Genomic DNA, 14,411 nt, shown 5'->3' on the forward strand with positions numbered 1-14,411 from the left:
CCTGTGGGCCGAGCGCTAGCCAAGCATTCTATGTTGTCCCGGCGAAGGCCAGGACCCATACGCCGCAGCAGATGTTGTAAGCGCAACTCGTCGTTCCAACCGCGCAAAACACTCTGTATTCGTGGCTATGGGTCCTGGCTTTCGCCAGGGACGACGGCGGAGTTTGTGGATGCGCGCCCGCCAAGAATCCGCCTACCCCTCGCCCTCGTCGCTTGCCAGCACGCCCTTCACCGCGCGGGCCCAGCCGGCGAGCTTGCGCTCGCGGGTGGCATCGCTCATGTTCGGCTTGAAGCGGTGCTCGAGACGCCAATTGTCGGCGAACTTGGTCGGCTCGGGATAGACGCCGGCATCGAGACCGGCGAGATAAGCGGCCCCCAGCGCGGTGGTCTCCTGGATCACCGGGCGGTCGACCGGCGCATCGAGCAGATCGGCGAGACGCTGCATGGTCCAGTCGGACGCGGTCATGCCGCCATCGACGCGGAGCACGACGCTGGCCACCTCCGAACTCGGCCAGTCCGCGCGCATCGCGGCCCAGAGGTCGAAGGTCTGGTAGCAGACGCTCTCCAGCGCGGCGTGCGCCAGCTCGGCAGGGCCGGTGTTGCGGGTGAGGCCGAACAGCGCGCCGCGGACGCGCGGATTCCAGTAGGGCGCGCCCATGCCGACGAAGGCCGGCACCAGATAGACGCTCTGCATGGAATCAGACTGATCGGCAAGCGGTCCGGTCTCCGCCGCATGCTTGATGATGCCAAGGCCGTCGCGCAGCCATTGCACCGCGGAGCCTGCCACGAAGATCGAGCCTTCCAACGCATAGGTACGCTTGCCGTCGAGCTGGTAGGCGATGGTGGTGAGCAGTTTGTTCTTGGAGGCGACGGGCGTGGAGCCGGTGTTGAGCAGCGCGAAGCAGCCGGTGCCGTAGGTCGACTTCATCATGCCCGGACGGAAGCAGGCCTGGCCAATGGTGGCGGCCTGCTGGTCGCCGGCGATGCCCGAGATCGCAATCGCGCCGCCGAACAGGTCCGGCGTGCTCTCGCCGAAGCGCGCGGAGGAATCCTTCACCTCCGGCAGCATCGAGCGCGGCACGCCGATGATCTCCAACAGCTCGTCGTCCCACTGGCCGGTGTGGATATTGAACAGCAGCGTGCGCGAGGCGTTGGTGGCGTCGGTGGCATGCACCTTGCCGCCGGTGAGGCGCCAGAGCAGGTAGCAATCGACGGTGCCGAACATCAGCTCGCCGCGCGCGGCACGCGCGCGGGCGCCGGGGACATGGTCGAGGATCCAGGCGACCTTGGTGCCGGAGAAATAAGGGTCGATGATCAGGCCTGTTTTCTGCGAGATCAGCGGCTCGCGGCCTTCGTGCTTGAGCCTTGCGCAGATATCGGCGGTGCGGCGGTCCTGCCAGACGATGGCCCGGTGCACGGCCTGGCCCGTGGCGCGGTCCCACACCACGGTGGTCTCGCGCTGGTTGGTGATGCCGATCGCGGCGATGTCTTTCGCCGTGATGCCGGCCTGCTCGATGGCCTCGCGGCAGACCATCACGGTCGAGGTCCAGATGTCCTCGGGCTCGTGCTCGACCCAGCCGGAGGCCGGAAAATGCTGCGGAAACTCGGCTTGCGCCTTCGCCGCAATGGAAATATCGCCGCGAAACACGATCGCGCGCGAGGAGGTGGTGCCCTGGTCGATGGCGAGGACGAAAGACATGGAAGCTTACCTTGGCGTTTTCCCTGAGGGGATATTGTGTCGCGCCAAAGAAACGGGATTGCCGCCAAGAGGTCAAGCTGGGATGAGCGGCTGCAGCTGGACAAAAGCTACACCACCGCCGCGGCAACACCGCCGTCGACAACGATGGTGGCCAAACAGGGATGTTCGGCTCCGCTGATGCCGCTTGCTCGGTGTCATCGCCCGACTTGATCGGGCGATCCAGTACGCTGCGGCGGATATTGTGTGAACGAACTACCGCCGCGGCGTACTGGATCCCCCGCCTTCGCGGGGGATGACAGTGGTCGTGTGACTCAGATCAACCCGCCCGCATCCGCGACGCGGCGCTGGTGATAGTCGGTGTCGCCAAACGTGTTCTCGATCATGGTGAGGCGCTTGAAGTAGTGGCCGATCTTCGCCTCCATGGTCATGCCGATGCCGCCGTGGAGCTGGATCGACTGCTGGCCGACGAATTTCAGCGACTTGCCGATCTGCGCCTTGGCGGCGGCAATGGCGTTGCTGCGCTCCCTGGCGTTCTCGAAATCGTTCGCCATGGTCGCGAACATCGACATCGAGCGCGCCTGCTCGGTGGCGACGAACATGTCGGAGGCGCGGTGCTGCAGCGACTGGAACGAGCCGATCGCGACGCCGAACTGCTTGCGCGTCTTGATGTATTCGACGGTGGTCTTGAGCGACTCGTCCATCAGGCCGACCGCCTCGGCGCAGAGCGCGACGCGGGCCTCGTCCACCACGCGCTCGATCAGGGCGAGCGAGTCCTCGGGGTTGCCGATCGCCGCATCGCCACCTACCTCGACGCCGGTGAAGGTGATGTCGGCGGCGTGCAGGCCGTCCTGGGTCGGGTAGGATTTCTTGGTGACGCCCTTGGCATCCGCCGGGACCAGGAACACGCCGACGCCGGTGGTGTCGCGGCGGTCGCCCCTGGTGCGCGCGGTGACGACAAGCGTGTCGGCGTTCTCGCCGTTCAGCACGACGAACTTCTCGCCGTCGATGACCCAGCCGTCGCCCTTCCTCTTCGCGGTGGTTGCGACGTCGAACAGATCGTAGCGCGAATTCTTCTCGAGCTGGGCGAACGCCAGCGTCTTGCTGCCGTCGACGATCCCGGGCACATGTGCGGCCTTCTGCGCCTCGGTGCCGGCGTGGCGGAGGAAGCCGCCGCCGATCACGACGGTCGCCAGATACGGCTCGAGCACCAGCGCCTTGCCGAGCGCTTCCATCACGATCATGGTCTCGACGCCGCCACCGCCAAAGCCGCCATCGGCTTCGCTGAAGGGCAGGCCCAGCAGGCCCTGCTCGGCGAGCTTGAGCCAGACGGCTTTGCTCCAGCCACCCTTCTCCTTCATGTATTTCTTGCGGCTCTCGAAATCGTAGGAATCGGTCAGCAGGCCGTCGATGCTGTCCTTCAGGAGCCGCTGCTCCTCGGTCAGGTCAAAATCCATGTTTCTCTCCAAATCGGCGGGAATTTCCCTGCCGTCGCCTTATCCTCAGTCGTCATCCCCGCGAAAGCGGGGATCCAGTAAACGCCGCCGCTGCCGTACTCACGACCGCCGCGGCGTACTGGGTCCCCCGCCTTCGCGGGGGACGACAGCGTCATTGTGCACTCAAAGCCCCAGCACCGCCTTGGCGATGATGTTGCGCTGGATCTCGTTGGAGCCGCCGTAGATCGAGACCTTGCGGTTGTTGAAGTAGCTCGGCGCGATCTGGGCGGTCCAGTCCATGGCTTCGTTGGAGCCGTCGTCGCCGTGCACGTCGTAGGGAGCCGCGAACGGGCCGATCACTTCCATCAACAGCTCGGTGGTGGTCTGCTGGATCTCGGAGCCCTTGATCTTCAGCACCGAGGACGCCGGATTGGGCTTGCCCTTGCCGTGCTTGCCTTCGTCGGCGACGACGCGCAGCTGCGTCAGCTCGAGCGCCTTCAGCTCGATCTCGCAGGCGGCGAGCTTCTCGCGGAAGGCGGCGTCCTGGATGATAGGCTTGCCGCCGGATTCGACCTTGGATGCGAGATCCCTGATGCGACGGATGCGCTCCTTGGAGACGCCGACGCGGGCGATGCCGGTGCGCTCATTGCCGAGCAGGAATTTTGCGTAATCCCAGCCCTTGTTCTCCTCGCCGATCAGGTTCTCGTAGGGCACCTCGACGTCGTCGAAGAACACCTCGTTGACCTCATGGCCGCCATCGATGGTCTGGATCGGGCGCACGGTGACGCCCTTCGACTTCATCGAGAACACGATGAACGAGATGCCCATCTGCTTCTTGGCGGACGCATCCGTGCGGCAGAGGCAGAAGATCATGTCGGCATGCTGGGCCAGCGTGGTCCAGGTCTTCTGGCCGTTGATGATCCACTTGTCGCCACGGCGCTCGGCTTTCGTCTTGAGCGAAGCGAGATCGGAGCCGGAGCCGGGCTCCGAGAAGCCCTGGCACCACCAATCGTCGACATTGGCGATGCGCGGCAGGTACTTCTTCTTCTGCTCTTCATTGCCGAAGGTGTAGATGACAGGGCCGACCATGCTGACGCCGAAGGCGAGCGGCTGCGGCGCCGGATAGGACTGCAGCTCCTCATTGAAGATGTAGTGCTGCACGGAGGTCCACCCCGTGCCGCCATATTGCTTCGGCCAGTGGCTGACGCCCCAGCCCTTCTTGTTGAGGATGCGCCACCACGTCACCATCTCGTCCTTGCTGAGATGGCGGCCTTCCACCAGCTTGCGCCGCGTATCCGGCGGCACGTTGTCGCGGAAGAATGCCCGTACTTCCTCGCGAAACGCCTGCTCTTCCTTCGTGAATGCGAGATCCATCGGATCCTCCTGTGACCGAAACCAAGCTTTTATTCATCGTCATCCTGGCGAAAGCCAGGATCCATGACCACCAGCCATCGTTTTGCGAAGGCAACTGCTGTCTGTCCGCCACACTCCTGCTGCGTCGGTCAAGAGCGACCTCCTGCTGGGGTGGATTGTGCTGATTTCTGCTGCTGGCGCAATTCGTGGCGCGACAGTTTTCCGACCGGCGTGCGCGGCAGATCGTCGACGAACTCGACCGCAGCAGGCATTTCGTGCTTGCCGACCTTGCCGGCGAGCTGCGCGCGCAGCTCGTCGAGCGAGAACGGCTTTGCGTCCGGCCTGAGCTTGATGAAGGCCTTGGCGGCTTCGCCCCTGTATTCATCGGGAATGCCGAGCACGATCACCTCGTGCACGCCCGGGACGGTGTAGATCGCCTGCTCGATCATCTGCGGATAGACGTTGAAGCCGCCCGAGATGATCATGTCCTTCTTGCGGTCGACCAGGAAGAAATAGCCGTCGGTGTCGACATAACCGATGTCGCCGGTGAGGAAGCGGCCATCGATGAAGGCCTCCGCGGACCCCGCCGGCTTGTTCCAATAACCCTTGGTGACGTTCGGGCCCTTGATGCGGATCTCGCCGACTTCGCCCGGCGGCAGCACTTTTGTCGGATCGTCCAGCGAGACCACGTCGAGCTCGATGCCGGGGAGCATGAGGCCGATCGAGCCGGGCTTGTCGGGACCTGCAGGCGGATGGCCGGTGCCGGGCGAGCAGGTCTCGGTCATGCCCCAGCCGCTCCTCAGCTTCTTGCCGACCTTGCGCTCGAAGAAGCTTGCGACCTCGACCGGCAGCGGCGCGCCGCCGGAGCCGATGGCGGCGAGCGAGGAGAAGTCGCGCTTGTCGAGATCAGGCAGCGCGGCGATCGCGATCCACATGGTCGGCACGCCAGGGAAATAGGTCGCGCGCTTGACCTCGATGTCGCGCATCACGGCCTCCACGTCGAAGCGCTGGTGCAGCGAGATCAGATTGCCGCGCCTGATTGAGGACAGCAGCACCACTGTCAGCGCAAAGATGTGGAACAGCGGCAGCACGCAGATCACGCGCTCGATCACATCACCGCGGGCGGCGCGGGCCGGCCTGCCCCAGACGTCGTAGATCGACACCGCCGAGGTGAGATTGCCGTGCGTCAGCATGGCGCCTTTCGGCAGGCCGGTGGTGCCGCCGGTATATTGCAGCAGCGCGACGTCATCGACGGCAACCGCCGGCCACTCTGCCGGCGCGGTCGCGCCTTCGACGAAGGTCTTGAAGGTGACGATACGCGGATCGTCGGGAATCGCCGCCTGCGGCGTGCCGATCTTGCCCCAATGATCGTCCTCGCAGACGACGAGGCGGTCGATCAGTCCCTTTTCCAGAAATTTCAACGCCGTCGGCAGCAGGGCCTGGAGGTTCGAGGTCACCAGCAGGCGCGAGCCGGAATCGGAAATCTTGTGCGTCAGTGCGATCTCGCCGTCGAGCGGCGACAGATGCGCGACGCGGGCGCCGGCCTTCAGCGCGCCGAAGAAATTGACGGGATGATCCGGCGTGTTGCCGAGGAACAGCGCGACCGACGCGCCCTTGCCGCAACCGGCGCGGAGGAACGCAGCCGCGGCGCGATCGGCTTTGCTCGCGAGCTCGGTATAGGTGATCGGACGGTCGCGAAACTCGAGCGCGGTGCGTGGGCCGTAATTTGCAGCGGCCGTCGCGAGCAGGTCAGGCAGCGTGCCCTGGACGATGGTGTCGTCCCAATGCACGCCCTCGGGGTAAAACTGTTCGCCGGGATGGGTCATGGATTCCTTAAACCACACTAGCCGTCATTCCGGGGCGATGCGAAGCATCGAACCCGGAATCCATCAGGCCGCACGTTCGGAGGAGAAATGGATTCCGGGCCTGGCCCTGCGGGCCATCTACGTTGCGCAATTGCGCAACGGAGAATGACGTGCGCAGAGAGCCCCCATCAAGCCGCTTTCGACTCGGCGGCCAGCGAGCCGAACGTCTTGCCCTCCGCGGCGAGCTTCTTCAGCAGCGGGGCGGGTTCGAGGCTCGGGTCGTTGGTCTCCTTGGCGTAGTAGGAGAGACGATCGGCGATGTGCTTGAGGCCGACGCCGTCGGCCCAGTACATCGGGCCGCCGCGGTAGATCGGCCAGCCATAGCCATAGAGCCAGACCACGTCGATGTCGGAGGGACGCGCCGCGATGCCCTCTTCGAGGATCTTCGCGCCCTCGTTGATCATCGGATACATCATGCGCTCGAGGATCTCGTCGTCGCTGACCACGCGCTTCTTGCGGCCGAGACGCAGCAGCGTCTCGTCGATCAGCTTCTCGACCTCAGGATCGGGCAGCGGCGCGCGCGAGCCGGCTTCATATTTGTAGTAGCCCTTGCCGGTCTTCTGGCCGAAGCGGCCGGCTTCGCAGAGCGCGTCCGCGATCTCCGACTTGATGCCGCGATCTTTCCGCGAGCGCCAGCCGATGTCGAGGCCGGCGAGATCACCCATCGCGAACGGGCCCATCGGCATGCCGAACTTGGTCACGACGGCGTCGACCTGCTGCGGCAAGGCGCCTTCGAACAACAGCTTCTCGGACTGCTTGCCGCGCTGGGCCAGCATGCGGTTGCCGACGAAGCCGTCGCAGACGCCGACCACGACCGGCACTTTTGCAATCTTGCGCGCGATCGAGACGGCCGTCACCAGCGCATCCGGCGCGGTCTTGTCGGCACGCACGATCTCGCACAGCTTCATGACGTTCGCGGGCGAGAAGAAGTGCATGCCGAGCACGTCCTGCGGACGCCTGGTCGCCTTCGCGATCTCGTCGATGTTCAGGTACGAGGTGTTGGAGGCGAGCACGGCGCCGGGCTTGGCGTACTGGTCGAGCTTGCCGAACACCTCCTTCTTCACCGCCATGGTCTCGAACACGGCTTCGATGACGAGGTCGGCATCGCCGACATTCTCGATCCCGACAACGCCGTTGATCAGCGCCATGCGCTTGGCCGGCGCATCCGCCGGAATGCCGCCGCGGGCGGCGGTCGCTTCCCAGTTCTTCTGCATGATGCCCATGCCGCGCTTGAGCTGCTCCTCGCCGGTCTCGATCAGCGTGACGGGAACGCCGGCATTGGCAAAGGACATCGCGATGCCGCCGCCCATGGTGCCGGCGCCCAAAATCGCAACACGGTTAACGGGACGCGACTTGGTGCCTTCGGGTACGCCTGCAATCTTGTTGGCCTCGCGCTCGGCGAAGAAGGCGTAACGCTGCGCCTTGGACTGGTCGCTGGCGACGAGCTTGAGGAAGCCCTCGCGCTCCTTCTTCAAGCCTTCGTCGAACGGCAGGTCGATGGCATAGCCGACGGCGTCGGCTGCCGCGAACGGCGCTTCCAGCCCGCGCGACTTCTTGGTCATCGCGGCGACGGCGTTGGTGAAGATCGAGCGGTCGGCCTTCGCGGCTGCGATCTTGGAATCGTCGTCACGCAGGCGGCGCAGCGGCCGCTTCTCGGCCAGCAGTTTTCGCACGAAGGCTTCGCCGCCGGAGGCCGGGCCCTCGATGATCTCCTCGATCAGGCCGGCCTTGAGCGCTTCGGCCGCACCAATGGGGTCGCCGCCGACGATCATCTTGACCGCGAGCTCGGGACCGACCGCGCGCGGCAGGCGCTGGGTGCCTCCGGCGCCCGGCAGGAGGCCGAGCTTGACCTCGGGCAGGCCGAGCCTGGCTTCCTTGACCGCGACGCGGAAATGACAGGCGAGCGCGACTTCGAGGCCGCCGCCGAGCGCGGTGCCGTGGATCGCGGCAACGACGGGCTTTGGCGAATTCTCGATCGCGGACAGCACGTCGTTGAGGGCCGGCGGCTTCGGCGGCTTGCCGAATTCGGTGATGTCGGCGCCGGCGATGAAGGTGCGTCCGGCGCAGGTCAGCACGATACCCTTGATGGCGGGATCGGCGACCGCAGCCTTGACGCAGTCCAGGATACCGCCGCGGACTGCGGCACTCAGCGCATTGACCGGAGGGCTGTTGACCGTGACGATCCCGACCTCGTCATGACGCTCAAGCTTGACCACTTCGCTCACGGTTTCCCTCCTTGGTGGGATTTACTTTTGTTCGATTTCGCGGTGCGGAATTTAATTCCGCATCTTGACGGCAGGGTTATTTTGAAGCACGGACGTTGTCAACGACTCCGCGCAAGAGCAGATCAGGGATGAAGCGTACAGGAAAGAAGACCGCGACCGATCGGAATTTCGTCGTCGCGCTTTCCCGCGGGCTTGATGTCTTGCGCGCATTCCAACCCAGCGACGGACTTCTTGGCAATCAGGAGATTGCCGCCCGCACCAATCTGCCGAAGCCGACCGTTTCGCGGCTGACCTACACGTTGACGAAGCTCGGCTATCTGACGCCGGTTCCCCGTTTCGAGAAATATCAGCTCGCACCCGCCGCAATGGCGCTGGGTTACGCGGCGCTCGCCAATCTCGGTGTTCGGCATTTGTCCGAGCCGTTCCGCGAGGAAGTGATGCGCGCGACGGGGGGCGCGGTCGCGATCGGCGGCCGCGACCGTCACAGCATGATCTATTTCGGACAGAGCCGCGGCAGCGAGACCGTCGGCGTTCAACTTGACGTCGGCTCGCGCGTCCCGATTGCAACCACTGCGATGGGCCGCGCCTATTTCTGGGCGCTGGGCGAGGACGAGCGCGCCGAGCTGTCGCGCGTGCTGCGCGAGCATTACGGCAGCCGCTGGCCGAAGATGCGCGACGGGCTGGAGCGTTCCGGCGAAATGGTCGCCAAGCATGGCTTCGCGATCTCGGTCGGCGACTGGCACGACGACATCGGCGCCGCCGGTGTTGCGCTCAAGCTCAACGACGGAACCGGGCCCTACGCATTCAATTGCGGCGCACCGGCATTCCGCTTCACGGAAGAACGATTGATCAACGACATTGGACCGCGTCTGCTTGCGATGGTAAGGAACATCGAAGCGGCACTTGGCGGTCTGATGTCGCTATCCAAAAAAGACGACAGCAAAAAGCTGAAATCAGGAGGAAAAGTTGCGCGTGTGGCCGAGGGGATTAGATAGCCTTTGTCATGTCAGGGAGCGGTTTGCGTCGCCCCTTCGCCCACTGCTCAGTGTGGGCGAGACGAGATGACGCAGGCACAGCTCGCGCAGGGGACATCGCCTCTGCTCGCGGTTCGCGACGTCAGCGTCGTGTTCGGCGGCATCGTCGCGCTCAACGGTGTGTCCTTTGACATGCACAAGGGCCAGATCCTCGGACTGATCGGCCCCAACGGCGCCGGCAAGACCACCCTGTTCAACTGCCTGTCCCGCCTCTACCAGCCGTCGTCAGGCGACATCCTGATGGAAGGCGCGAGCATTTTGAAACGCCCGCCGCACCGGATCGCCGAGATCGGCATCGGCCGCACGTTCCAGAACGTGGCGCTGTTTCCGAACCTGTCGGTGATGGACAATGTCCGCGTCGGCACCCATGCCCGCACCTCCTCCGACATCATCAGCGACTCGCTGCGCCTCGCCTGGATTCGCCGCGGCGAGAGCAGCGTGAACAAGAAGGTGCACGAGATCCTCAGCTATCTCGACCTCGAGGACGTCGCACACACAACGGTCTCCGGCCTGCCCTTCGGCACGCAGAAGCGCGTCGAACTGGCGCGGGCGCTGGCGGCAGACCCGAAGATCCTGCTGCTCGACGAGCCCGCCGGCGGCCTCAACCACGAAGAGGTCTACATCCTCGGCGACCTCATCCGCAAGATCCGCGACGAGCGCCACATGACGGTGCTGCTGGTCGAGCACCACATGGGCCTCGTGATGTCGATCGCCGACCACGTCGTCGCGCTGAATTTCGGCAAGAAGCTCGCGGAAGGCACGCCTGCGCAGGTGCAGGCGGACCCCGACGTCATCAAGGCCTATCTCGGGAGCAAGGACCAATGACTGTTCTGCTCAACGTCAAGGACCTGCGCGCCTATTACGGCCAGGTCCAGGCGCTCCACGGCCTCACCTTCTCGCTCAACGAGGGCTCGCTGACGACGCTGCTCGGCGCCAACGGCGCCGGCAAGACCACCACGCTGCGCGCGATCTGCAACATGGTGCGCTCCACCGGCGGCATCGAGTTCGACGGCAAGCCGCTGAACAACCGCTCGACCGAAAGCATCGTGCGCTACGGCATCGCCCACGTGCCGCAGGGCCGCGGCACCTTCACCACCATGACGGTGGAGGAGAATCTCCAGTTGGGGGCCATCACCCGCAAGGACAATGCCGGCATCGTCTCCGACATCGAGCGCATGTATGCCCACTTCCCGGTGCTGAAGCAGCGCCATACCCAGCAGGCCGGCACGCTCTCCGGCGGCGAGCAGCAGATGCTCGCGGTCGCGCGCGCGCTGATGCTGCGGCCGCGGCTGATGCTGCTGGACGAGCCGTCCTTCGGCCTTGCGCCGCTGGTCGTGCGCGACCTGTTCGGCATCCTCGGCAAGATCAACCGCGAGGACAAGGTGTCGATCCTGGTGGTCGAGCAGAACGCCCAGCTCGCGCTCGAGCTGGCCGACCAGGCCTATGTGATCGAGACCGGCCGTATCGTGATGTCCGGCAATGCCAAGGACATCGCCAACAACGAAGAAATCCGCAAATCCTATCTGGGCTACTGAGGAGCCGGCACCATGGAACTGTTTACCAACCAGGTCCTGGCCGGGATTGCCACGGGCGCCATCTACGCCTGCATGGCGCTCGCGGTGGTCATGATCTACCAGGCCATCGACCATCTCAACTTCGCGCAGGGCGAGATGGCGATGTTCTCGACCTTCATCTCCTGGCAGCTGATGCAATGGGGATTGTCCTACTGGGTCGCCTTCCTGATCACGCTGGTGCTCTCCTTCGTCGCCGGCATCGCGATCGAGCGCATCCTGTTCAAGCCGCTGGCGAAGGCGCCTGTTCTGACCAACGTCGCCGGCTTCATCGCGCTGTTCGCGATCATCAACTCGTCGGCCGGCCTGATCTGGGACTTCACCATCAAGCAATATCCGACCCCGTTCGGCTCCGCGCCGTTCCTCGGCAGCCAGCTGATCTCGACCCATCAGGCCGGCATGATCGGCGTCACCGTGCTGCTGCTGCTCGGCCTGTATTTCTTCTTCCAGTACACCAGGATCGGCCTTGCCATGCGCGCGGCCGCCTCGGTGCCTGAATCGGCGCGCCTCGTCGGCATCAACACGAGCTGGATGATCGCGCTGGGCTGGGGCATGGCGACCGCGATCGGCTCGATCGCCGGCATGCTGATCGCGCCGGTCGTGTTCCTCGAGCCCAACATGATGGGCGGCGTGCTGATCTACGGCTTCGCCGCGGCCGTGCTCGGCGGCCTGACCTCACCGCTCGGCGCCGTGGTCGGCGGCTTCCTGGTCGGCATCTTCGAGAACCTCGCCGGCACCTACATCCCCGGCGTCGGCAACGAGCTGAAACTCCCGATCGCGCTCGCGCTGATCATCTCCGTCCTGGTCGTCAAACCCGCTGGTCTGTTCGGCCGGCACATCGTCAAGCGAGTTTGATCATGAGCGCTGTCGAAGACGTCGTCACGGAAGCCCCTGCCGTCGAGGCCGTTCCGAAGCGGGCCATGACGCTGGGCACCGGCACCTCGGTGGTGGTGCTGCTGCTTCTCCTCGTCGTGCCGGTGTTCGCGAAGAATTTCGTGATCTTCCAGCTGACCCAGCTGCTCTATCTGGGCCTCGCGGTGCTGGCGCTCAACATCCTGACCGGCGGAAGCGGCCAGTTCTCGCTCGGCCAGAGCGCGTTCTACGGCATCGGCGCCTACATCACCGCCGTGATGATGGAGCAGTTCGACATCCCCTACTTCCTGTGTCTGCCGGTTGCGGGCGTGCTTTGCTTCGGGGTGGGCTTCCTGTTCGGCCAGCCGGCGCTGCGGCTCTCCGGCGTCTATCTGGCGCTCGCGACCTTCGCGCTCGCCACCGCGATGCCGCAGCTGCTCAAGCTGAACTTCCTCGAGAAGTGGACCGGCGGCGTGCAGGGCCTCGTCGTGACCAAGCCGGATGCGCCGTTCGGGCTGAAGATGTCGCAGGACATGTGGCTGTATTACTTCACGCTGGTCGTCGTGCTCGCGATCTACATCTTCTCGGTCAACCTGTTGCGCTCGCGCTCGGGCCGCGCCTTCATGGCGATCCGCGACAACGAGATCGCGGCCTCCGCCATGGGCGTCAATGTCGCGCTCTACAAGACGCTCGCCTTCGGCGTCTCCGCCGGCATCACCGGCGTTGCCGGCGGCCTCAGCGCCATCGCGGTGCAGTTCGTCGCGCCCGACAGCTTCACCATCACGCTCGCGATCCAGCTGTTCCTCGGCATGGTCGTCGGCGGCGTCGGCTGGCTGCCGGGCTCGATCGTCGGTGCCGCCTTCATCATCTTCGTGCCGAACATCGCGGAAGGCATCTCCAAGGGCCTCTCCGGCGCCGTGTTCGGCGTGCTGCTGTTCCTCGTCATCTACCTCGTGCCGCATGGCGCAAGGCAGGTCGCGATCCTGGGCCAGCAATTCGCGGGCAGGCTCAGAAAGAACTGACCCATTACCAAGACCGTCGTTTCAACCAAGGAGACCCAATTGACTTTCGCAAGAACACTGCGAACCGCCGCACTGGTAACGGCGGTCGCCACGCTCGCCTCCACCGCCGCCCTCGCCCAGAAAAAATACGACACCGGCGCGACCGATACCGAGATCAAGATCGGCAACATCATGCCGTATAGCGGTCCGGCCTCGGCCTACGGCATCATCGGCAAGACCGAAGAAGCCTATTTCAAGATGATCAACGACAAGGGCGGCATCAACGGCCGCAAGATCAACTTCGTCACCTATGACGACGGCTATTCGCCGCCGAAGGCCGTGGAGCAGGTCCGCAAGCTGGTCGAGAGCGACGAGGTGCTCGCCGTGTTCAACCCGCTCGGCACACCCTCGAACAGCGCGATCCAGAAATATCTCAACGCCAAGAAGATCCCGCAGCTGTTCGTCGCCACCGGCGCCACCAAGTGGAACGACCCGAAGAACTTCCCCTGGACCATGGGCTGGCAGCCCTCCTACCAGAGCGAAGCCCATATTTATGCCCAATGGCTGCTGAAGGAGAAGCCCGACGCCAAGGTCGCGATCCTCTATCAGAACGACGATTTCGGCAAAGACTACCTCAAGGGCACCAAGGACGGTTTCGGCCCCAAGGCTTCGAACATCATCCTGGAAGAGAGCTATGAGGTCTCCGAGCCGTCGATCGACGGCCACATCGTCAAGATCAAGGCCGCCAATCCCGACGTCCTCATGATCTACACGACGCCGAAATTCGGCGCCCAGACCATCAAGAAGACCGCCGAGCTCGGCTGGAAGCCGCTGCAGATCATCACCAACGTGTCGGCCTCGGTCGGCAGCGTGATGAAGCCGGCCGGCTTCGAAGCCTCGCAAGGCGTGCTGTCGGCGGCTTATGCCAAGGACGGCGCCGATCCGCGCTGGAACGACGATCCCGGCATGAAGAAGTGGTCCGAATTCCTCGACAAATACATGCCCGGCGCCGACAAGACCGATGCCAGCATCGTCTACGGCTACGGCGCCGCTCAGACGCTGGCCAAGGCGCTGGAACAATGCGGTGACGATCTCACCCGGGCCAATTTGATGAAGCAGGCGGCCAGCCTCAAGGACTTTGCGCCTGATACGCTGCTGCCCGGCGTCAAGATCAACACCGGACCGAACGACTTCGCACCGATCAGCCAGCTGCAGATGCAGCGGTTCAAGGGCGAGAAATGGGAACAGTTCGGCGAGATCCTGAACGGCGACGTCGCTCCGGAATGATGCGCTGACGCCGTCGTCCGAATTGCCAAAGCCCCCGCGAGCCATCGCGGGGGCTTTTTGTTGACGTCAGATATCAATCTTGTTCAATGCGG

The 14,411-nt window shown here is 64.4% G+C and carries 11 protein-coding genes; 6 read left to right on the forward strand and 5 right to left on the reverse strand.

Features of this window, described 5'->3' with window-relative positions; genetic code table 11:
* Positions 1-192: 192 nt before the first annotated feature.
* The 5 genes from glpK to HYH07_RS09055 all read right to left on the reverse strand — a co-directional run bounded on the left by glpK (position 193) and on the right by HYH07_RS09055 (position 8,574).
* The gene (gene glpK / locus HYH07_RS09035) at positions 193-1,698 is read right to left on the reverse strand and encodes a glycerol kinase GlpK (protein ID WP_220002166.1); all 1,506 of its coding nucleotides are present in this window, start codon (positions 1,696-1,698) and stop codon (positions 193-195) included.
* Positions 1,699-2,009: 311 nt separating this feature from the next.
* Entirely contained in the window at positions 2,010-3,152 is a 1,143-nt protein-coding gene (gene pimD / locus HYH07_RS09040) for a pimeloyl-CoA dehydrogenase small subunit (RefSeq protein ID WP_220002167.1), read from the reverse strand.
* Between the two features lie 162 nt (positions 3,153-3,314).
* The gene (pimC, locus tag HYH07_RS09045) at positions 3,315-4,505 is read right to left on the reverse strand and encodes a pimeloyl-CoA dehydrogenase large subunit (RefSeq protein ID WP_220002168.1); all 1,191 of its coding nucleotides are present in this window, start codon (positions 4,503-4,505) and stop codon (positions 3,315-3,317) included.
* Between the two features lie 128 nt (positions 4,506-4,633).
* Positions 4,634-6,310 (reverse strand): dicarboxylate--CoA ligase PimA, encoded by a 1,677-nt coding sequence (gene pimA / locus HYH07_RS09050; protein ID WP_220002169.1) that lies wholly within the window; start codon positions 6,308-6,310, stop codon positions 4,634-4,636.
* A gap of 167 nt (positions 6,311-6,477) precedes the next feature.
* Complete coding sequence (locus tag HYH07_RS09055) at positions 6,478-8,574, reverse strand: 3-hydroxyacyl-CoA dehydrogenase NAD-binding domain-containing protein (protein ID WP_220002170.1); 2,097 nt, start codon at positions 8,572-8,574, stop codon at positions 6,478-6,480.
* Between the two features lie 128 nt (positions 8,575-8,702).
* Here HYH07_RS09055 and HYH07_RS09060 point away from each other — a divergent pair, with 128 nt between their 5' ends.
* The 6 genes from HYH07_RS09060 to HYH07_RS09085 all read left to right on the forward strand — a co-directional run bounded on the left by HYH07_RS09060 (position 8,703) and on the right by HYH07_RS09085 (position 14,319).
* The gene (locus HYH07_RS09060) at positions 8,703-9,569 is read left to right on the forward strand and encodes an IclR family transcriptional regulator (RefSeq protein WP_220002171.1); all 867 of its coding nucleotides are present in this window, start codon (positions 8,703-8,705) and stop codon (positions 9,567-9,569) included.
* A 66-nt stretch (positions 9,570-9,635) separates the two neighbouring features.
* Complete coding sequence (locus HYH07_RS09065) at positions 9,636-10,433, forward strand: ABC transporter ATP-binding protein (protein WP_220002172.1); 798 nt, start codon at positions 9,636-9,638, stop codon at positions 10,431-10,433.
* Positions 10,430-11,143: an ABC transporter ATP-binding protein gene (locus tag HYH07_RS09070; protein WP_057759509.1), complete on the forward strand. Its 714-nt coding sequence runs from the start codon at positions 10,430-10,432 to the stop codon at positions 11,141-11,143. Before HYH07_RS09065 ends, HYH07_RS09070 begins: the two co-directional genes overlap by 4 nt.
* A 12-nt stretch (positions 11,144-11,155) precedes the next feature.
* The gene (locus HYH07_RS09075) at positions 11,156-12,034 is read left to right on the forward strand and encodes a branched-chain amino acid ABC transporter permease (RefSeq protein ID WP_220002173.1); all 879 of its coding nucleotides are present in this window, start codon (positions 11,156-11,158) and stop codon (positions 12,032-12,034) included.
* 2 nt (positions 12,035-12,036) lie between these two features.
* Positions 12,037-13,053 carry a branched-chain amino acid ABC transporter permease gene (locus HYH07_RS09080; protein ID WP_220002174.1) on the forward strand — a complete coding sequence of 339 codons (1,017 nt, stop codon included), beginning with the start codon at positions 12,037-12,039 and terminating at the stop codon, positions 13,051-13,053.
* A 39-nt stretch (positions 13,054-13,092) separates the two neighbouring features.
* Positions 13,093-14,319, forward strand: a complete 1,227-nt coding sequence (locus HYH07_RS09085; RefSeq protein ID WP_220002175.1) for an ABC transporter substrate-binding protein — start codon at positions 13,093-13,095, stop codon at positions 14,317-14,319.
* The last annotated feature ends 92 nt before the right edge of the window (positions 14,320-14,411 follow it).

Source organism: Bradyrhizobium sp. BR 10261 (genome assembly GCF_019455395.1).
GTDB lineage: Bacteria > Pseudomonadota > Alphaproteobacteria > Rhizobiales > Xanthobacteraceae > Bradyrhizobium > Bradyrhizobium manausense.

What these genes read in the sequence shown, in the direction of transcription:
- glpK (WP_220002166.1), bottom strand. Translation starts at nt 1,698, where the DNA reads ATGTCTTTCGTCCTCGCCATCGACCAGGGCACCACCTCCTCGCGCGCG.
- HYH07_RS09075 (WP_220002173.1), top strand. Translation starts at nt 11,156, where the DNA reads ATGGAACTGTTTACCAACCAGGTCCTGGCCGGGATTGCCACGGGCGCC.
- pimD (WP_220002167.1), bottom strand. Translation starts at nt 3,152, where the DNA reads ATGGATTTTGACCTGACCGAGGAGCAGCGGCTCCTGAAGGACAGCATC.
- pimA (WP_220002169.1), bottom strand. Translation starts at nt 6,310, where the DNA reads ATGACCCATCCCGGCGAACAGTTTTACCCCGAGGGCGTGCATTGGGAC.
- pimC (WP_220002168.1), bottom strand. Translation starts at nt 4,505, where the DNA reads ATGGATCTCGCATTCACGAAGGAAGAGCAGGCGTTTCGCGAGGAAGTA.
- HYH07_RS09065 (WP_220002172.1), top strand. Translation starts at nt 9,636, where the DNA reads ATGACGCAGGCACAGCTCGCGCAGGGGACATCGCCTCTGCTCGCGGTT.
- HYH07_RS09080 (WP_220002174.1), top strand. Translation starts at nt 12,037, where the DNA reads ATGAGCGCTGTCGAAGACGTCGTCACGGAAGCCCCTGCCGTCGAGGCC.
- HYH07_RS09070 (WP_057759509.1), top strand. Translation starts at nt 10,430, where the DNA reads ATGACTGTTCTGCTCAACGTCAAGGACCTGCGCGCCTATTACGGCCAG.
- HYH07_RS09060 (WP_220002171.1), top strand. Translation starts at nt 8,703, where the DNA reads ATGAAGCGTACAGGAAAGAAGACCGCGACCGATCGGAATTTCGTCGTC.